Raw genomic sequence first — 17,568 nt, forward strand, 5'->3', positions numbered from 1 at the left:
TCTATCAGGCCGACGCATCCCAGTGCCGGGTGGACTTGCGGCAGGCAGACAGGTGGTAGCGCATGGCGCCGCGAGCCCGGTCTGGATCGCCGGCAACAATGGCGTCATAGATCGCCCGGTGCTGTTCATTGATCGCCGAAACCTTTTCAGCTGTCCGCAGGCCAGATGTGGTCCGGGCAAGCAACATGCCCCCGAATATATTGTCACGAATGGCGTTGAGCACACTCACATAGAAATTGTTGTGGGACGCCTGCGCCACGCAAAGATGAAACTCGAAGTCCTGCTCGAGACCGGGGTCTTTCGACACATCCAGCGATTCCAGGCGCCCGACGCGATCGGCAAGCTGGATCAGATCGTCGGTGGTACGATGGCGCGCTGCCGCTGCTGCGGCCTCCCCCTCGATGCCCAAGCGAAATTCAAAACAATGGTGACCCGGCCTTGGCCAATCCGCACTTGATAAAATCATGACGCTCCACCTCCTCAGGCGTCGTGACACTCCTTGGGCTTCTAACCCTGCTCTGGCGGCCTGGGTGCCGCTTCTGAATTCTTGTCGCCCCGCAACATGCGGGCACCGGCCCAGCGCAGGTGCTCGCGCATCGCCTCGCGGGCGGCATCTGCATCCTGGTGCCTGATTGCGCCTAAAATGGTTCTATGATGGGCCAGCGCCACCGAAAGGTAGTCGGCGCTACCTGCGGACAGATTCCAGCTCAGATTCATACCCATCATCATCTGCTCGCGCAGCGACGTCAGGCTGTTTACGTAGAAAGGATTCCCGGTGGCCTTGGCCACCGACAGATGGAACGCGAAATCATCCTGCGATCGCTCTGCAATGGATCGATGATGCCCGGCCCGCTCGAGCGTGGCCTCGATCGCCGCCAGATCGTCCGGCGTCCGGTTAAGGGCGGCGGTGGCTGCAATCTCGCCCTCCATACCCTCTCGAAACGCCACAAAGGACGTAATGTCCACGATGCTGCCAATGGCGGGGAAAGACACAGTCTCCGGGGCACGTTCCGGTGCGTCTGGATAACCGATCACAAAACTGCCCGATCCTTGCCGCGACTGGATCAGACCCGCATCGCGCAGCTTGGCCAGCGCCTGGCGTATCACAGGCCGTGACATGCCGAAACGGCGGGCGAGTTCCGTTTCCGAAGGCAATCGGGACCGTGGCGACCAGCTGCCATCGTCGATCAGCGCAAGCATCTGCGAATGTGCAACTTCCGCAAGGCTTTGACCTTGCTCATATGCGTAGGGCGGGCGCTCCTCGATCGCCATGTGCCTGACTGCTCCGTTTCACAAATCTGACACACCCTATCACGGCGGCAATGACCGGGCAATCGGTTGTAAAAGATGTAAGACTTGACAGAGGTGTCACTGCCCTGTCGGCGCAAACCTGTGCAACAGTGCAAGCTGGGGCCAGGGCTAGCCCAGGCCATCCATAGGCAGCAGATCGAGAAACTGCGCGATTGAGGCCGTTCGCGACATTTGTCCCCGGCTGGCCACGACGATCTCCCAGCACAAGTCGACATCGGAAACCACATAGCTTTTCAGCGTGTCCTGTCGGCTGCGTGCAACCGATTGCGGCACCAGCGCGACACCCAGCTTCTGTTCAACCAGATTGAGCAGGGTCCCAAGATCGCTCACTTCAAAGATCACCCGGCGATCCACCAAAGCATCGGCAAAGGCCCTGTCGATGAGGGTGCGGGTCCCAAGATCATTCTCGAAATCGACGAATGGCACCGCCGTGAGCTGCTGCAGGTCCACCGCGTCACCCGAAAAGAAGTTGGCCTGCCGGGAGCAGACCAACACCAATTCTTCGCAGGCTACCAGCCTCGTCTCGATACCCCTGCGCGCATCAAATGCGGGAAGAAAAGCGAGGTCGAGTTCACCCCGCTCCAACTTGTCGAGCAGGTTCAATGCGCTCGCCTGCACGAGGCTTATCTCGACCTGTGAGTAGAGCCCGTGGAATTTGGCGAGCACCGTGGGTAATTGCAGAAAGGCCGGCAGGCTTTGCACGCTGCCGATCGTCAGCCGCCCCGCTTGCCCCTGTTCGACCGCGCGCACAGCATCGCGCGCCTCCTCAACCGAGAAGAGCACTTTCTCGGCTTTGGACAAAAAGGCCTGTCCAGAGGCGGTCAGCCGGACCTTTCGGGTGGTTCGAACGAAGAGCTGCGCCGACAGCTCGTCCTCAAGGGCCCGGATCGAAGCGGAAAGCGCGGACTGGGCAACATTGAGCTTCCTGGCCGCGCGCGTGAAATGTTCCATCCGCGCTGCGGCGACGAAGTGGTGCAGTTGTCGCAATTCCATGATTGGCCATTAATCTCGATTTCCGAATAATCGTATCGCTATAATCTATTTGCATGATGAGCGAAAGCTGCCCAAGGTACGGCATCATTTCGTCGAGCGCTGCCCACGAGCGCGCAACGACGGCATCATGACATTGAGGAGATTGTTATGCGCACCAACAGGCTTGGTCGTACCGGGTTGGAAGTCAGCCGCGTCTGTTTTGGATGTATGTCCTTTGGCAAGGTCACAGAGGAACGTCCCTGGGTACTTGGCCTCGAGGACGCTCGGCCGATGTTCCAGGCGGCCTGGGAGGCCGGCATCAATTTCTTTGACACCGCCAATGTCTATGCCCGGGGCACCAGTGAGGAGATTACCGGCACGCTGATCAAGGAACTGGCCCCGCGCGAAGAAATCGTATTGGCGACCAAGGTGTTCGGCCGGATGCGGCCGGGCCCCAACGGTCAGGGCCTGTCACGCAAGGCCATCATGGGCGAGATCGATAATAGTCTTCGCCGGCTGGGCACCGATTATGTTGACCTCTACCAGATCCATCGCTTCGATCCGTTCACACCGGTCGAGGAGACAATGGAGGCCCTCCATGATGTCGTGCGGGCCGGTAAGGCGCGCTACATTGGAGCCTCGTCCATGTGGGCCTGGCAGTTCGCCAAGCTCCAAAATGCGGCGCGCTCCAATGGCTGGACACCCTTCGTGTCCATGCAGGACCAGATCAGCCTGACCTATCGCGAGGAAGAGCGGGAAATGATCCCTCTCTGCATCGACCAGGGCATTGCTCTATTGCCGTGGAGCCCGCTGGGCGGCGGCAAGCTGACCCGTCCCTGGGGCACACAGACAAAACGCGCCACGACGGATCGTTACAACAAGACCATGTACGAGCAGACGGAAGGCAATGCGCAGGCCGTGGTCGAAGCCGTGGAGGCGGTGGCCAGGGCGCGCGGCGTGTCCATGGCACAGATCGCCATGGCCTGGGTGCTGCAAAAGCCGGGTGTGACCGCGCCCATTGTCGGCGTCAGCAAGCTTTCGCATCTAGAGGACGCGGTTGCGGCCGAGGCATTGACCTTGAGCGCAGATGAAATCGCCCAGCTCGAAGCGCCGTACCGCCCCATGGTTGTGACCGGTTTCTAGGCCTAGGGAGACATCACCATGACCTCACTTGTTGTTCCAGACCTTGCGGGCAAGAGCGTCCTGATCACCGGCGCATCGACCGGAATTGGCGCCGCCCTGGCCACGGCCTTTGCCGCCCAGGGCGCAAGCGTCGGGCTGCACTATAATTCCAGCGTGGACCCGGCTCAGAAACTGGCCTCCGAGATTGAAGGCGCGGGAGGCAAGGTCGTATTGGTCAAGGCCGATGCGACCAAGTCAGCGGACATGGCTCGGGCCGTCGAGGAGATTGTCGAGGCCTTCGGCCGTCTCGACGGCCTCATCAACAATGCCGGGGGCATGGTCGCCAGATTGCCCTATGCGGAAATGACTGATGAGCACTATGACGCGGTCATGGATCTCAACGCACGCTCGGTCCTGGCGGCCAGCCGCGCTGCCATCCCGCATCTGAAAGCGGCCGGCGGAGGTTTCATCATCAACACCACCTCTATCGCCGCACGGAACGGGGCCAGCAATGGCGCCGGAATCTACGGTTCTTCAAAGGCCTTCATTGCCAATGTCACGCGCGGCATGGCCAAGGAACTGATCCCCTTCGGCATCCGCGTCAATGCCGTGGCACCGGGCGTGATCACCACGCCGTTCCATGAACGCTATTCGACCGCCGAACAGATGCAGGCCGCGCTCAACACCATTCCGCAAGGGCGTCATGGCACGCCCCAGGATTGCGTGGGCGCCTATCTGTTCCTCGCCTCAAACATGCTCTCGCCCTACATCATCGGGCAGGAAATTGAGGTCAATGGCGGCCAGTTGATGCCTTGAGGAGAATGAACATGGGCAAACGCATCGTTTTTACCGGCGGTAGCGGCAAGGCAGGCCGCCACGCCGTGGCCTATCTCGTGGCGCAAGGCCACACCGTCCTCAATCTCGATCTGAAGCCGCTCGATATCGAGGGCGTCAACACGCTGATCACCGACCTGACCGATAGCGGCCAGGTGTTCAATGCGCTCTCAATGCATTTTGGCTTTGACGGTTTTGAAACCGGCAAGGGGCCTGCGCCGGTCGATGCCATTGTGCATTTCGCCGCCATTCCCCGTGTGCTGCTCCAGCCCGACAATGAAACGTTCAAGGCCAACGTCACCTCGACCTACAATGTCATCGAAGCGGCGACCAAGCTGGGCATCCGCAAGGTCGTCTTCGCCTCGAGCGAAACGACCTATGGCGTGTGCTTTGCCGAGGGAGACAAGGACTATCAGCAATTCCCGCTGGAAGAGGACTATGACATTGATCCCATGGACAGCTATGGCCTGTCCAAGCTGGTCAATGAAAAGACCGGCCGGGCCTTTGCCATGCGCACGGGTGCGGACATTTACGCCCTGCGTATCGGCAATGTGATCGAACCGCAGGATTATGCCCGTTTCCCGACATTCCTGGCCGACCCGCCGTCCCGCAAGCGCAATGCCTGGAGCTATATCGACGCGCGCGATCTTGGCCAGATTGTCGACCTGTGCGTCGCCAGGGACGGTCTTGGTTTCCAGGTCTTCAATGCCGTCAATGACGAAATCACGGCGAACGAACCCAGCGAGGCATTTCTTGCCAGATGGGCGCCGAATACCCCTGTCACGCGGCCCATGGGTGCTTTCGAGGCGCCTATTTCAAATCGCAAGATCCGGGAGGTTCTCGGGTTCAAAGAACAACATAACTGGCGCCAATATGTCCCCGGCGCCAAGCGGCAAACGCAGTAAGGCCCATTCATGAAAACCTACAAAGTCCCGAACAGCGATATCGAAGTGTCCAGCGTCGTGCTGGGCCTGATGCGCATTGCCAAGATGGATAATGCCGAAATTCGCACGCTATTCGATACCGCCCGCGAAGTCGGCATCACCGTCTTTGACCACGCCGACATCTATGGCGGCGAGCGCCATCGCTGCGAGGAACGCTTCGGCGAAGCCGTGCCCCTCTCTGCAGCGGAGCGCGAAGCGATCATCATCCAGAGCAAGGTCGGCATTCGGCATGGCTGGTTCGACTTTTCTCGCGACCACATCCTCAAAACTGTTGATGAATCCCTGGCAGCCCTAAAGACCGACTATCTCGACGTCCTGCTCCTCCACCGCCCTGATGCCCTGGTCGAGCCCGAAGAGGTTGCTGAGGCCTTCGACGCGCTCGAAGCCTCAGGCAAGGTTCGCCAGTTCGGCGTTTCCAATCACACGCCGGGCCAGATTGAACTGCTCAAGAGCGTCGTCAAACAGCCGCTGCGCTACAACCAGGTCCAGTTGAGCATCACCCATGCCAATTTGATCGCACAGGGCGTGGCCGCGAATATGGATGGCAGCGACCAGTCCATTTCGCGCGATATGGGACTGATAGATTATTCCCGTCTCAACGGCATGATGCTGCAGGCCTGGTCACCGTTCCAGAAGGGCTTTTTTGACGGTGTTTTCGTCGGCGATCGCCAGAGTCACCCCGAACTCAATGACGAGCTCGACCGTTTGGCGTCGGCTTATGGTGTGACGCCGACTGGTATCGCTGTGGCTTGGATTACCCGCCATCCGGCCAATATCCAGGTCGTTCTCGGCACCACCAAGCCGCAGCGCGTGCGCGAATGCGCGGCCGGGTCCGACGTCAACCTGACGCGCGAAGAGTGGTACAGCCTGTTCCGCGCTGCCGGCCACATCGTCCCCTGACCCAAGCCCCCGAGGGCGGCCGCCACATAGCGGCCGCCATTGGCCTGTCGTCAGCGACGAACCGGATATGAAACGTAAGCCAGGTGCTTGCTGCCCGGAGCCCAGGAATTGACGTCTATTGTCCCCTGCCCGCCCTGGAAGCGCGCCAGCACGCGGAAATGACCACCACTCCGGTGAATAGCGCCCCCCCATTGCGGCGTGGCGATAAGCCCCTCTAGGCTCGGCGCCATGCTAGAGCCCCAGGGCCTTGAGGTGCTCGATCGAGCGACGCGCAAAGGCTTGCCAATCGCTGGGATTGTCGTGCTCGGTGACAATGTGATCGGCCTTGGTCTGCAGGAACAGGGGCACGAGGCCGGCCCAGTCGATGATGCCGTCGCCGGTTGCCGTCCAGCCATCGTCCTGTTTGGTGCCCCGCGGCGCGGTGTCCTTGGTCTGGATAATGACAATCCTGTCCGCGAACCGCCCGAGCTCGTCCGCAGGATCGGCCCCAGCGCGCACGATCCAGCCGCAATCGATCTCGAATTTCACCGCCGGTCCGCCAGCGTCGAAAATGTGATCGATCGGACGGGAGCCGTCCACCAGCGGCACAAATTCGAAATCGTGGTTGTGCCAGGCGACCTCTAGGCCGTGCTTTCCGACCGCCTCTGCACCACGCGCCAGTTTCTCGCCGAGGCCGCGCCAATAAGCGACGGTCGGCTGACGCTCCTCAGGCGTCACGTAAGGCGGGATGAGATAGGTGGCGCCCAAGGTCTGGGCGATCTCGATGAAGCGTTGCGGTTCGGAGACGAGACCGGCAAGCGGCATATGAAAGCCATAACAGGCCAGGCCTGCATCATCGAGTTGCTTGCGGAACAGCGCGGGATTGGACTCGTAGGCGGGCAGCCAGGGCTCAACGGCGTCGTAGCCCATCCTCTTGAGGATGGGGAGCTGGTCCGCCAGGGGTGGAAAATTTCTCGAGGAGTAAAGCTGGTAGGCCTTGCGGTAGGTCATGGTCTTGATGTCCAGATCAGAGGCGCCGCTGGCCGCGGCGCCCATTGCATTCAGGGCTGCGCTTCTTTGTCTTTGTCGAACTCAAGCAGTTCGATCATGACCCCCAGATCCTTGACCGTGTCGTAGTAGGCATAGCGGCCATGGCTGCCGTCGAACTCGCCGCGCTGCAGCAGCTTGTGCCCCTTGGATTCAAGATAGGCGTCGCGCTTGGTCAGGTTCCGGGTGCGGAAGGCGATGTGGTGGCAACCGGGCCCCTTTTCTTCCAGCAAGTCGCGCCAGGCGCTTCTTTCCGGACCGGGCTGAAGAAATTCAACGTCGATATTGCCAAACTGGAACATCATGATACGGCAGCCGACATCGGCAGGCCTGCCATTATAGATCGCTTTGGCCTCGTCGGGTTCGGCGGCCTTGCCCTCCTTGGGCATGGGTTTGCCGGTCAGGTCGGAGAACCACTGGGCCGATTTGACCACGTCGTGGGTGACGAAACAGATCTGCATCACTTCGTCTTCATCAAGCAGGCGCTTGTCCATTGTCTTATCCATTCGGTTGGCGTGTGTCCGGCGGCCCGAAGCGCAAAAGCTCCGGGTCGCCGGACGTCGCTGGGAGGAGTTGGGAGAAGTCAGCCCAGGATGATGTCGTAGTTTTCCTGGATCTGGGCGATGGCATCGTCCACGCTCATGGAAGGATCGCTCCAGAAGTTGAAGACGACGTCCCAGATCGAATTCTGCCAGTCCGCGTCCACAGTGGAGTGTGGATTGGGGACCTGGTGGTCGGCATTTTCGAGGATGTGGAGTACTTCAACCGAACAGGCATCGAGAACCTCGGCCGGCGCATCCAGACGCGTCGGGGTCGAACCCTTGGCGCTGGCGAATTCCGCCTGAATCTGCGGATCGGCCACCACCGCAGCGAAGTCGAGCTCGGCGGCGTCTACCTCTTCGGGCTGACCACCCAGAATGCCCCAACTATCCACGGTGACCGGAACAGCCTTGGCACCGGGGATCTGGACGCATCCAAAATCGGTGCCGGCGACCTTGCCGGCAGCAGTCCATTCGCCCTTCATCCAATCCCCATGGATTTGCATCAGGGCCTGGCCGGTGATGACCATATTGGTGGTGACGTTCCATTCCCGGTTGACCGAGCCTTCATCGGCCTCCTGCTGAAAACGCCGCAGTGTTTCGAGAAGGGCGCGCATTTCGGCGCTATCCAGAACCGAAGGATCGGGCTCGGCGCCATAGAGCGCACTGTAGAATTCCGGCCCGCCGGTCGCAGCCGCCAATGCATGGGTCAGATAGCCCACCTGCCATTGCTGGCCGCCGATGGCGAGCGGGATATATCCGGCATCGCGAACTTTCTGAAAGTCCGCGAACATGGCATCGAGTGAGTCCCAGGTGGCGGGATCAACCCCGGCCGCCTCTGCCACCTCCATGTTGTAATACGCCATGCCGTCGATATGGATGGCAGTCGGGACCTTCATGATCTCGCCATCAACGGTGATCGAGCTGACGACTGATGCCGGATAGTGGTCCAGAATGCCCTGCTCGGTGAAAAATTCGGTCAAGGGCCGGGCCAGGCCCAACCCAGCCAGATCGCGATAGACGCCGGGGCTCGATTCCAGGAACACATTGGGCGGCGTACCACCAGTCACCAGATTCATCAGGTTGACGTTGGACCCCGTGTCATGGGGAATGGCGATATCGGTCCAGGTGTGACCCTTGGCCTCAAGTCCCGCCTTGAGGACATTGAGCGCCGCCACTTCCGGGCCCGACGACCAGTTATGATAGATGATCAGGTCCGTGGCATTGGCCGCGGAGCTGAGCATGAGTGCAGCCGTAAAGCCGCCCAGGATCGTTTTCAACATCTTGGTTCCTCCCTTATGATGTTGGCTAAACCCGTCGCCCTGTCTGGGCGTCGAAAAGATTGACCTTGCTGGCCTGGAACTGCACCGGCACAGCTCTGCCGGCCGTCAGGCTCGCCGCGAGATCGGGAGCCACACGCAAGGCCAGCATTTCGTTCTCGAAGGTCAGGTAGAGCGTTGCATCCGAGCCGGTGCGTTCGGCCGATTGCACCGGCAGTGAGAACTGCGCGCTACCGCCATTCGCCTCACCGACGGTGAAGTGCTCGGGACGCATCCCGACAACGACCCTCTGTCCGCTCTGCGGCGGCGCGGTGAACGGATAGGCCGAAACATCCAGCCGCGCGCCCGAGCCGAAGACGGCGTCGACCCTGCCCTGCCCCGCTTCGAGACGGGCCTGGCGCATATTCATGGCGGGAGCCCCGATAAAGCCAGCGACGAACAGGTTTGCCGGATGCTCGTAAACCTCGTCAGGCGTCCCGAACTGCTGGATCACCCCGCCATCCATCACCGCGATCTTGGTGGCCATGGTCATGGCTTCGATCTGGTCATGGGTGACATAGACGACGGTGGACTTCAGCTCGTCATGCAGCTTCTTGATCTCAAGGCGCATCTCGGTGCGCAACTTGGCGTCGAGATTGCTCAATGGCTCATCGAACAGGAAGACGTCGACCTTCTTGATAATGGCGCGTCCGATCGCGACACGTTGGCGTTGGCCACCCGAAAGCTGCGCGGGCTTTCGATCCAGCAACGGCTCGATCTGCAGCATTTTCGCCACCCAGCTGACGCGACGCTCGACCTCGTCCTTGGGCAGCTTGCTCGCCGCCAGACCAAACTTGAGATTTCCGCGGACTGTCTTTGTCGGGTAGAGCGCATAGGACTGGAACACCATGGCCAGGCCCCGGTCCTTGGGATCGAGATCGGTTACATCGCGATCGCCGATCATGATGCGTCCATCGCTTATCTCAAGCAGGCCGGCCAATAGGTTGAGCAAAGTGGTTTTGCCGCATCCGGAGGGGCCGAGCAGAACGAGGAAGTCCCCATCCTCGATGGCAAGGTTCAGGTCGTCCAGCACGGTCACCGTGCCATAACGCTTGACGATATGTTCGAAACTGACGGCAGGCATTGGCACTAACCCTTGATGGCACCGGCGGTCACGCCCTGAACGAAGAGCTTGCCGACGAGGAAATAGACGACGAGGGGTGGGATGGCCGTGAGCAAGGCAGCAGCCATATTGTGGGCATAGTTGGTCGTACCCGTGGAAATGGTGATGAGATTGGCCAGGTTGACGGTCATGGGTTGTCCGGTCAGCCCGCCAAAGGTCACGCCGATCAGATAGTCGTTCCAGATCGAGGTGATCTGCAGGATCAGCACGACGATCAGAATGTTGCCGCTCATCGGCACGATAATCTCGAAGAAGATTCTCCAGAACGATCCCGAGTCCATCATTGCCGCGGACATGATCTCGGTCGGAATGTCCTTGTAGTAGTTGCGGAAAATCAGGGTCAGTACCGGCATGGCAAGCACGGCGTGGATGACAGCCACGGCCCAGAGCGTGCCGTATATCTTGGTCGTCGTGGTCATCACGATCAGCGGATACATGATGATCTGGAAAGGCACGAAGGCGCAGATAAACAGCAGGAAGAGGAAGGCTCCGGCCCACCGCACATTCCACAATGCCAGCGCGAAACCGGTGACCATGGCCAGCGATATGGACAGGATCAGGGACGGGAACAGGATGAAGACGGAGTTCCAGAAACCCACCTTGAGCCCGTCGCATTTGATGCCGGAACAGGCGCGGTTCCAGGCATGATCCCATGCCTCAAGGGTCCAGATATGAGGCAGTGAGAAGATCGCCCCTTCCCTTATCTGATCCATGGTCTTGAAAGAGGTGACCACCACCACATAAAGCGGCACGCAGAAGAACAGCGCGCAAATCGTGAGAAAGGCCAGGATTGCAACGGTTCGCGGCGTGATCCCCTTCTTCTTGCGCACGAAGTAAGGCGAGCGGGCGACGGGCATCTCCCCCGACGCTGCGGCACGTTCGGAAATGGAAACCTGACTCATCACGAAGCCTCCCGCTTGCGCTGCTGCCAAACGGTGAGGGCAACCAGCGGAATGAAGACGACGAAGGTAATGGCCAGCATCATCACGGCCGCTGCCGAGGCGTAGCCGAGATTGGACTTGGCCGAGAGAGCGTTGATGGTGAAATAGGCTGGCACCCAGGTGCTTTGTCCCGGCCCGCCATTGGTCATGGCCACGACCACGTCATAGGCCTTGATGACGCCGAGCGAGAGCAGGATGGCGCAGGTGATGAAGGTGAATTTCATCATGGGTATGATGATTTCGAGATAGACCCGCCAGAGCGGCACACCGTCGAGCTTGGCCGCACTCCATATCTCGGAATTGATGCCTTTGAGCCCGGCCAGCATCAGCGCCATGTAGAAGCCCGCGCTCTGCCACACAGAGGCGAGGATGATGGCATACATGGCTGTGTCGCCTTGTGCCAACCAGTTGAAATCCACATGCCAGCCCAATCCGCGCAGGAAACTTTGTGCGCCCAGGGTCGGGTTGAGGATCCAGCGCCAGGCCGCGCCGGTCACGATCAGCGACACGGCCAACGGGTAGAGAAAGACCGTACGGAACAGGCTTTCTCCGCGCTTTTCCTTGTCGATCATGGCCGCAAGGACGAAGCCAAAGACGATAGCCAGGGCGCTTCCCAGGCCCAGCACGATCAAATTGCGGAGCGAGATTTCCCAACCGGCATCGCGGAAGAGGCGATCATACTGCCGCCCCCACTCGGACCAGTCGATGCCGTATTCGGGCAGGCGGCGACTGCGTGTGAACGAGAGATAGATCGTCCATCCAATCGACCCGATAAAGGCCACGGCGGTCACCGCCAGTGCAGGCGTCAAGGCAAGTTGGGGCGCAATGCGGCTCCAGCGCATGAATATCCTCCCATTGACCCGATCGGCCCATGTGAGAGCTCTCATTCGGACGTTGTATTATCGTTAACCTAGAGGCATAATCGATGGGCCGTCAACTGGCGATCGTCAAAAACTCGGACACGATGAACGCGATGAAACCGGGGCCGGCGCATCACGGGAGGAAATAGATTTGAAGTTACATGATGTTATGCCGCGTCTCGGATTCGGCACCTATGGCCGCTGGAAGGCCGAGGGCATCCAGGCCATTCTATGCGCCTTGGAGACTGGCTATCGCCATCTCGACACAGCGCAAACCTATGATACGGAAAAGGAAGTCGGGACGGCGCTGAAACAATCAGGGCTTCCGCGGGCCGACATCTTCCTCACAACCAAGATATCAACCGAGAATTACGGCAAGGGCCGGCTGATTCCATCACTGGAAACGAGCCTCACCAACCTGGCCGTCGCCCAGGTGGACCTCACCTTGCTGCACTGGCCATCGCCAAATGGCGCTCAGCCGCTGGCCGAGTATCTCGAACCGCTTCTGGAGGCGCAGGATCGCGGACTGACCCGCTTCATCGGCGTCTCCAACTTCACGATTGCCCTGCTTGATGAGGCACGCTCGATTGCCGGCGAGGGCCGAATTGCAACCAACCAGGTCGAACTCAACCCATTCATTCAAAACAAGAAATTAGCGCAATACTGCATCCAGAACGACATTCTGGTGACCTGTTACCAGCCCATTGCGCACGGGCGTCTCGGCAGCGACCCAGTACTGGTCGAAATGGCCGAGCGACATAGCGCCACTCCCGAACAGCTTGCCCTGGCGTTTGAGCTGGCCAAGGGATATGCCGCCATTCCGACCTCCGGCAGACCGGAGAGAATTCGCTCCAATTTCGCTGCCCAGCGGCTGAATCTCTCCCCTGACGACATTGCACAGATCGAGACCAGGGACCGCAACTTGCGGGCCATTGCGCCCGATTGGGGCCCGGATTGGGATTAGGGAGCCGCATTGACACCGCATGACCGAACTGCCATGAGGCGACGTATTAACGATCATACAAGGTCAGCGAGCCTGACCTTTGTTCAGTAGGATGACCCAAGGGTCAGGAGGATTTTATGCTCGGTATTGTTGGCGTTGGACATGTGGCGATCAAGGTTACCGATCTGGATCGGTCGCTGGATTTCTATCGTGACCGCCTCGGCTTCCCGGAAATGTTGCGTCTCAAGCACGACAATGGCGAGACCTGGCTCGTCTACCTGCGGATCACGGACGACCAATATCTCGAGATATTTCCGGGCGCCGAAAACGATCGCGCGCCAGGCTGGAACGCCAATGGCGTCAACCACATGTGCTTCACCATCGAGGATCTGGACGGCACAACCGAGCGGATCAAGGCCGCAGGCATTGCCCTGACATCCGAAATCAAACCCGGGCTGGACGGCAACCGCCAGGCCTGGATCGAAGATCCGGACGGAAACCGCATCGAATTGATGGAAATGGCCGACGACTGCCTGCAGTTGCAGGCCATTCGCCGCTTGCACCAAGAGCGCACATAATTCATTCACTTGGACGGAAAGTGGGGGCAACGCAGCTTGGGCAGGCCGACTGTTCGATTGAAGGATATCGCTGACAAGACCGGTTTCTCCGTGAACACGGTCAGCCTGGCTTTGCGCGGCAGCCCCCGCATTCCCGAAGACACCGCTCTGCGCATCCGCAATGCGGCGCGTGATCTCAACTACATGCCCAACCAGGTGGCCAAATCATTGGTCAGCCGCGAAACCAAGACTATCGGGCTTGTTTTGACCGACATCACCAACCCGGCCCTCACACAGGCGGCCCAATCCATTGAGCTCGCCTTGGCCGAGCGGGGTTACTCCACCCTCTTCGCCACATCCAACAATGATCTGGACGAGGAGAAGCGGGTCATTGCCATGTTTCAGTCTCGCCAGGTGGATGGCATGCTCATCTATCCGCGCAGCCATAGAGACCTGGGCCATATCCGCCAATTGCGCCAAGCCAACTACCCGGTCGTGCTGCTCGTCGCCGATCCTGACGCCGGCGTGGATGCAGTATCGGTTGACGAACGCCGCGGCGCTTATCGTGCTGTACGACATCTCATCGATATTGGTCACACCCGGATCGGCATCATCGATAGCTCCAATCCCATGGGCAATCACGAAAAGCGCGATGGATATATGACCGCGCTGAAGGAAGCGGGCATCCTACCTGACCCGTCCCTTTCGGCCGACCCACAGGGGCACTCGGTCATTCGCGGCTACTGGGCCATGGACAAGCTTATGCGCCTGGGCAACCGCCCATCCGCCATCTTCGCGGCCAACGACTCCCTGGCCATCGGCGCCCTGCGCTGGACGCAGAAGAACGGCATGAGCGTGCCGGACGACGTCGCGATTGTGGGGTTCGACAATATCGAATTTGCCGAGCACGCCGCCACGCCTTTGACCAGCGTCAATTACGAGATCAAGCTCATCACCGACCTTGCGGTTGCGCGCCTGATCGAACTTATCGGGGCCAAGGACGCATTGCCTGAGCCCAATGTCACCCTCATCGATCCCGAATTGATCGTTCGCGAAAGCACATATCGGCGCCCTTAGGCGATTTGTGGGCTGACCGATTCCCTATTGCCTGATCGCCCGCACCCAAGGCCTGTTTAATGACAGCAAACCGCTCGCCCAGCAGCGGCGCGACACACCCTGGCGCATTGCCGAAACAATCGAAGCCTTGCACGATCTCTTGGGGGGTGGTGGAGGGGACTGGATTCGAACCAGTGTAGCCTGAGGCGTCAGATTTACAGTCTGATGGATTTAACCACTCTCCCACCCCTCCACATTTTCCGGGTAGGAGACGAACACGGCGCGCGTGTCGTCGGGGCGGTTTATGGTGGGCTGTCGCAAAGGTGTCAACACCCTAGCGCGCAACTCACGCAAGAATTTGTTTGGGCAAGCGATTTGTGGAAAGGGTGACGCGGCGCCCCTTGCCAGTCGGCCCCGGTTCGCGCTAATCGAGGCCGGTGGCTTCGCCCCCAGGGCGCGGGTATAGCTCAATGGTAGAGCAGCAGCCTTCCAAGCTGAATACGCGGGTTCGATTCCCGCTACCCGCTCCATCTCTTCCCGAGACCTTACCTGCAAAATGCCCGCCATGGGTCATGTCGATGCGCCAAAGGCCAGGCGAGCTTGACCGACATTTAAAACGACGCGGGAACGGCAGAGCCTGCTATCGGCAAGTGCCCGCCTGCTGGCCACGGCTTCAATCGCGGCTTTCTTGCGGAAATTGAGCAAACCGGGTACCGCTCGCAACATGAGCCGCAACAAATTTCCGCCCAAACCCAAATATGACCCCGATACCGGTCCGGTCTATCTCTATGGCCTGCACACGGTGCGTGCAGCGCTGGACAATCCGGGCCGCATCAAGAAGACCCTGCTGGCCACGCCCAATGCCCTCAATAGGCTCAGGGAAACCGGCGAGATCGGCAAGGTTCCCGTTGTCGAAACGACGCCCAAGGAGCTCGACCGTCTGCTCGGCGGCGAAGCGGTGCATCAAGGGATGGCGCTGGAGGTCGATCCCGTCAGCCGCTTCGGCCTCGACGACATTGCCGATCTGCAATTGGTCGTCGTACTCGATCAATTGACCGACCCGCACAATGTCGGGGCTATTCTGCGCACCGCCTGCGCTTTCGGCGCCGATGCGGTGATTACCACTGCCCGCCATTCGCCGCGCGAAACCGGCGTCATGGCCAAGGCCGCCTCTGGAGCGCTGGATCTGGTACCCATGATCGAGATCAGAAATCTCGGCGACACGTTGGAAACCCTCAAGAAGCGCGGCATGCTGGTGCTCGGATTCGATTCAGAGGCCGACGCCCAGCTCCGTCCGAGAACCGACACAGCGCCATTGGCGGTTGTCCTTGGCGCCGAAGGCAAAGGCCTGCGCCAGCGCACGCGGGAGCTCTGCGACGAAATGGTCCGGCTCGACATGCCTGGCCCCATCAAGTCGCTCAACGTCTCCAACGCCGCGGCCATCGCGCTTTTTGCCGCCACAGCGGGTCGCATCAAATGAGCCAGTTCGAACCATTCGCCATGGCCTTGCGCCTTTCCGGCGTGACCATCCCGCAGGCCGAGCTGGATATGGCGCTCAAGCAGCTTTCCGTCCGCTATGAAGCCGAAGACGCCGAAGACAGTTTTTACGCGCAGATTGATGTGCCCACCGCCAATCCGGTGCGCGCCATTCTCGACCTGGCCGAACGCTCTGGCGCGACCATCGCCGCCATGCTGGACGACCGCCGCATGAGCAAAGCGGTACTGGACATAGCCTTCGACTATCCTTCCGAGGGCGAATCCATGTCGGCCCGCCTGCCTGCGCACGCGGCAGCGGCCATTGCTGCCCACGGCATCGATATCGAGATTTCCGTATATTTGACCGATGTAGAGGACGACGAGGACGCATGAGCGCAGGACCGAGGAACTGGGCGGGCAATATCCAATTCGCCCCGCGCGCCGTCGACTACCCCCAAACGGTCGAACAATTGCAGCAGGTCGTGCGGTCCGCCGACAAGGTCCGCGTGCTGGGCTCAGGACATTCGTTCAACCGCATTGCCGATACCGATGGCACCCTCATCTCGCTGTCGCGGCTGGAGCGCCAACTCAGCATTGATCCGGCAGGCCGCTCCGTCACCGTGGACGGCGGCGCGACCTATGCCGACATCGCCCCTGCCCTGCATGCGGCCGGATTCGCGCTGCGCAATGTGGCCTCTCTCCCCAATATCACCGTGGCAGGCGCCGTCGTCACCGCCACCCACGGCTCCGGCGATGCCAACCAGAACCTTGCCGCGGCAGTGTCGGCGCTCAAGCTGGTGACGACGAATGGCGACATTGTCACTTTTCGCCGCGGCGACGCCGACTTCAATGGCGCTGTCGTCAGTCTGGGGGCGCTGGGTGTTATCTGCGAATTGACGCTCGACATCGTGCCCAGCTTCGAGGTCCGGCAGAACGTCTATCTGACCCTGCCTGTGGCCACGGCCACCGACAAATTCGAAGCCATCATGTCACGGGCCTATAGCGTCAGCCTGTTTACCCGCTGGCAGGGCGAAACCATCGATCAGATTTGGGTCAAGGCGCGTGCGGAAGCGGGCGAGCCGGCCGCTGAGGTTTTCGGCGCCACGGCGGCGACAACGCCCTGCCACCCTATTCCCGATATGGACGGGTCCAACTGCACCGGTCAGTTTGGCGTTACCGGTCCGTGGCACCAGCGCTTATTCCATTTCGCCATTGGCAATACCGCGTCTGCAGGTGCCGAATTGCAATCGGAATTCTTCGTCGCGCGCGCCGACGCACCTGCCGCCATTGCGGCCCTGCATGCCGCCCAGGATCGCTTCTCTGGGGCGCTGTTCATTTCCGAAATTCGCTCTGTGGCGGCCGACACCCTGTGGCTCAGCGCCGCCTACGAACAGGACACGATCGGGTTTCACTTCACCTGGCACCCGGAATGGGACGCCACGATAGCCGCCGTTCGTGCCGTGGAACAGGCCCTCGCCCCCTTCAATCCCCGTCCGCATTGGGCCAAGCTCTTCACCCTGCCCGCATCGGCCCTGGAGCAGCGTTTCCCACGCCTTTCCGATTTCCGCGCCCTGGCGATGCGTCTTGATCCGGCCGGCAAGTTCCGCAACCAATTCATTACCGATCATCTGTTCTGAAGGAACAA

General features: G+C 60.3%; 19 protein-coding genes and 2 tRNA genes. 11 read left to right on the forward strand and 10 right to left on the reverse strand.

The genetic code is table 11. From position 1 onward, the window contains the following. Nucleotides 1-4: 4 nt before the first annotated feature. The 3 genes from V8Z65_RS09545 to V8Z65_RS09555 all read right to left on the reverse strand — a co-directional run bounded on the left by V8Z65_RS09545 (nt 5) and on the right by V8Z65_RS09555 (nt 2,304). Nucleotides 5-409 (reverse strand): FCD domain-containing protein, encoded by a 405-nt coding sequence (locus V8Z65_RS09545; protein ID WP_338719420.1) that lies wholly within the window; start codon nt 407-409, stop codon nt 5-7. A 98-nt stretch (nt 410-507) separates the two neighbouring features. Next, nucleotides 508-1,272, reverse strand: coding sequence for a FadR/GntR family transcriptional regulator (locus tag V8Z65_RS09550; protein ID WP_338719422.1), 765 nt, complete (start codon nt 1,270-1,272; stop codon nt 508-510). Between the two features lie 147 nt (nt 1,273-1,419). After that, nucleotides 1,420-2,304 carry a LysR family transcriptional regulator gene (locus tag V8Z65_RS09555; RefSeq protein WP_338719423.1) on the reverse strand — a complete coding sequence of 295 codons (885 nt, stop codon included), beginning with the start codon at nt 2,302-2,304 and terminating at the stop codon, nt 1,420-1,422. A 147-nt stretch (nt 2,305-2,451) separates the two neighbouring features. Between V8Z65_RS09555 and V8Z65_RS09560 the strand changes: the two genes are divergently transcribed. From V8Z65_RS09560 to V8Z65_RS09575, 4 genes are read left to right on the forward strand one after another with little or no spacing between them, the layout of a single operon-like run. Next, nucleotides 2,452-3,426: an aldo/keto reductase gene (locus V8Z65_RS09560; RefSeq protein WP_338719424.1), complete on the forward strand. Its 975-nt coding sequence runs from the start codon at nt 2,452-2,454 to the stop codon at nt 3,424-3,426. Nucleotides 3,427-3,444: 18 nt separating this feature from the next. Next, the gene (locus V8Z65_RS09565) at nt 3,445-4,221 is read left to right on the forward strand and encodes an SDR family NAD(P)-dependent oxidoreductase (protein WP_338719425.1); all 777 of its coding nucleotides are present in this window, start codon (nt 3,445-3,447) and stop codon (nt 4,219-4,221) included. A gap of 11 nt (nt 4,222-4,232) precedes the next feature. After that, nucleotides 4,233-5,144 (forward strand): NAD(P)-dependent oxidoreductase, encoded by a 912-nt coding sequence (locus V8Z65_RS09570; protein ID WP_338719426.1) that lies wholly within the window; start codon nt 4,233-4,235, stop codon nt 5,142-5,144. A gap of 9 nt (nt 5,145-5,153) precedes the next feature. Next, complete coding sequence (locus V8Z65_RS09575) at nt 5,154-6,083, forward strand: aldo/keto reductase (RefSeq protein WP_338719428.1); 930 nt, start codon at nt 5,154-5,156, stop codon at nt 6,081-6,083. Between the two features lie 231 nt (nt 6,084-6,314). Here the strand turns inward: V8Z65_RS09575 and V8Z65_RS09580 are convergent, their stop codons facing one another. The 6 genes from V8Z65_RS09580 to V8Z65_RS09605 all read right to left on the reverse strand — a co-directional run bounded on the left by V8Z65_RS09580 (nt 6,315) and on the right by V8Z65_RS09605 (nt 11,873). After that, the gene (locus V8Z65_RS09580; RefSeq protein WP_338719430.1) at nt 6,315-7,073 is read right to left on the reverse strand and encodes a sugar phosphate isomerase/epimerase; all 759 of its coding nucleotides are present in this window, start codon (nt 7,071-7,073) and stop codon (nt 6,315-6,317) included. 50 nt (nt 7,074-7,123) lie between these two features. Further along, nucleotides 7,124-7,603 (reverse strand): VOC family protein, encoded by a 480-nt coding sequence (locus V8Z65_RS09585; RefSeq protein WP_338719432.1) that lies wholly within the window; start codon nt 7,601-7,603, stop codon nt 7,124-7,126. Between the two features lie 89 nt (nt 7,604-7,692). Next, entirely contained in the window at nt 7,693-8,931 is a 1,239-nt protein-coding gene (locus tag V8Z65_RS09590) for an ABC transporter substrate-binding protein (protein ID WP_338719434.1), read from the reverse strand. A 25-nt stretch (nt 8,932-8,956) separates the two neighbouring features. Then, on the reverse strand, nt 8,957-10,051 hold the full coding sequence (locus V8Z65_RS09595) for an ABC transporter ATP-binding protein (protein ID WP_338719436.1): 1,095 nt from the start codon (nt 10,049-10,051) through the stop codon (nt 8,957-8,959). 5 nt (nt 10,052-10,056) lie between these two features. Then, entirely contained in the window at nt 10,057-10,992 is a 936-nt protein-coding gene (locus V8Z65_RS09600) for a carbohydrate ABC transporter permease (RefSeq protein ID WP_338719438.1), read from the reverse strand. Further along, a complete protein-coding gene (locus V8Z65_RS09605; RefSeq protein WP_338719440.1) occupies nt 10,992-11,873 on the reverse strand; it encodes a sugar ABC transporter permease in 882 nt (293 codons plus the stop codon). Before V8Z65_RS09605 ends, V8Z65_RS09600 begins: the two co-directional genes overlap by 1 nt. 169 nt (nt 11,874-12,042) lie before the next feature. Here V8Z65_RS09605 and V8Z65_RS09610 point away from each other — a divergent pair, with 169 nt between their 5' ends. The 3 genes from V8Z65_RS09610 (at nt 12,043) to V8Z65_RS09620 (ending at nt 14,468) form a co-directional block, all read left to right on the forward strand. After that, nucleotides 12,043-12,855, forward strand: a complete 813-nt coding sequence (locus V8Z65_RS09610) for an aldo/keto reductase (protein WP_338719442.1) — start codon at nt 12,043-12,045, stop codon at nt 12,853-12,855. 116 nt (nt 12,856-12,971) lie between these two features. Beyond that, a complete protein-coding gene (locus tag V8Z65_RS09615; RefSeq protein ID WP_338719444.1) occupies nt 12,972-13,412 on the forward strand; it encodes a VOC family protein in 441 nt (146 codons plus the stop codon). 57 nt (nt 13,413-13,469) lie between these two features. Further along, nucleotides 13,470-14,468, forward strand: coding sequence for a LacI family DNA-binding transcriptional regulator (locus V8Z65_RS09620; RefSeq protein WP_338719446.1), 999 nt, complete (start codon nt 13,470-13,472; stop codon nt 14,466-14,468). Nucleotides 14,469-14,615: 147 nt separating this feature from the next. On the opposite strand, the gene V8Z65_RS09625 is transcribed toward V8Z65_RS09620, so the two are convergent. Further along, nucleotides 14,616-14,700 (reverse strand) — tRNA-Tyr (locus V8Z65_RS09625). A 203-nt stretch (nt 14,701-14,903) separates the two neighbouring features. Here V8Z65_RS09625 and V8Z65_RS09630 point away from each other — a divergent pair. The 4 genes from V8Z65_RS09630 to V8Z65_RS09645 all read left to right on the forward strand — a co-directional run bounded on the left by V8Z65_RS09630 (nt 14,904) and on the right by V8Z65_RS09645 (nt 17,560). Then, nucleotides 14,904-14,977 (forward strand) — tRNA-Gly (locus tag V8Z65_RS09630). Nucleotides 14,978-15,171: 194 nt separating this feature from the next. Continuing rightward, entirely contained in the window at nt 15,172-15,927 is a 756-nt protein-coding gene (gene rlmB / locus V8Z65_RS09635) for a 23S rRNA (guanosine(2251)-2'-O)-methyltransferase RlmB (RefSeq protein WP_338719448.1), read from the forward strand. Next, complete coding sequence (locus V8Z65_RS09640; RefSeq protein WP_338719450.1) at nt 15,924-16,316, forward strand: hypothetical protein; 393 nt, start codon at nt 15,924-15,926, stop codon at nt 16,314-16,316. Before rlmB ends, V8Z65_RS09640 begins: the two co-directional genes overlap by 4 nt. After that, nucleotides 16,313-17,560, forward strand: coding sequence for an FAD-binding protein (locus tag V8Z65_RS09645; protein WP_338719451.1), 1,248 nt, complete (start codon nt 16,313-16,315; stop codon nt 17,558-17,560). The genes V8Z65_RS09640 and V8Z65_RS09645 overlap by 4 nt, the downstream gene beginning before the upstream one ends. Nucleotides 17,561-17,568: the final 8 nt, after the last annotated feature.

Source organism: Devosia sp. XK-2, from assembly GCF_037113415.1.
Taxonomy (GTDB): Bacteria; Pseudomonadota; Alphaproteobacteria; order Rhizobiales; family Devosiaceae; genus Devosia.

Bases quoted from the DNA above. Each gene is read 5' to 3' on its own strand.
- V8Z65_RS09550 (WP_338719422.1), bottom strand. From the start codon at position 1,272: ATGGCGATCGAGGAGCGCCCGCCCTACGCATATGAGCAAGGTCAAAGC.
- V8Z65_RS09555 (WP_338719423.1), bottom strand. From the start codon at position 2,304: ATGGAATTGCGACAACTGCACCACTTCGTCGCCGCAGCGCGGATGGAA.
- V8Z65_RS09560 (WP_338719424.1), top strand. From the start codon at position 2,452: ATGCGCACCAACAGGCTTGGTCGTACCGGGTTGGAAGTCAGCCGCGTC.
- V8Z65_RS09565 (WP_338719425.1), top strand. From the start codon at position 3,445: ATGACCTCACTTGTTGTTCCAGACCTTGCGGGCAAGAGCGTCCTGATC.
- V8Z65_RS09570 (WP_338719426.1), top strand. From the start codon at position 4,233: ATGGGCAAACGCATCGTTTTTACCGGCGGTAGCGGCAAGGCAGGCCGC.
- V8Z65_RS09575 (WP_338719428.1), top strand. From the start codon at position 5,154: ATGAAAACCTACAAAGTCCCGAACAGCGATATCGAAGTGTCCAGCGTC.
- V8Z65_RS09580 (WP_338719430.1), bottom strand. From the start codon at position 7,073: ATGACCTACCGCAAGGCCTACCAGCTTTACTCCTCGAGAAATTTTCCA.
- V8Z65_RS09585 (WP_338719432.1), bottom strand. From the start codon at position 7,603: ATGGACAAGCGCCTGCTTGATGAAGACGAAGTGATGCAGATCTGTTTC.
- V8Z65_RS09590 (WP_338719434.1), bottom strand. From the start codon at position 8,931: ATGTTGAAAACGATCCTGGGCGGCTTTACGGCTGCACTCATGCTCAGC.
- V8Z65_RS09595 (WP_338719436.1), bottom strand. From the start codon at position 10,051: ATGCCTGCCGTCAGTTTCGAACATATCGTCAAGCGTTATGGCACGGTG.
- V8Z65_RS09600 (WP_338719438.1), bottom strand. From the start codon at position 10,992: ATGAGTCAGGTTTCCATTTCCGAACGTGCCGCAGCGTCGGGGGAGATG.
- V8Z65_RS09605 (WP_338719440.1), bottom strand. From the start codon at position 11,873: ATGCGCTGGAGCCGCATTGCGCCCCAACTTGCCTTGACGCCTGCACTG.
- V8Z65_RS09615 (WP_338719444.1), top strand. From the start codon at position 12,972: ATGCTCGGTATTGTTGGCGTTGGACATGTGGCGATCAAGGTTACCGAT.
- rlmB (WP_338719448.1), top strand. From the start codon at position 15,172: ATGAGCCGCAACAAATTTCCGCCCAAACCCAAATATGACCCCGATACC.
- V8Z65_RS09640 (WP_338719450.1), top strand. From the start codon at position 15,924: ATGAGCCAGTTCGAACCATTCGCCATGGCCTTGCGCCTTTCCGGCGTG.
- V8Z65_RS09645 (WP_338719451.1), top strand. From the start codon at position 16,313: ATGAGCGCAGGACCGAGGAACTGGGCGGGCAATATCCAATTCGCCCCG.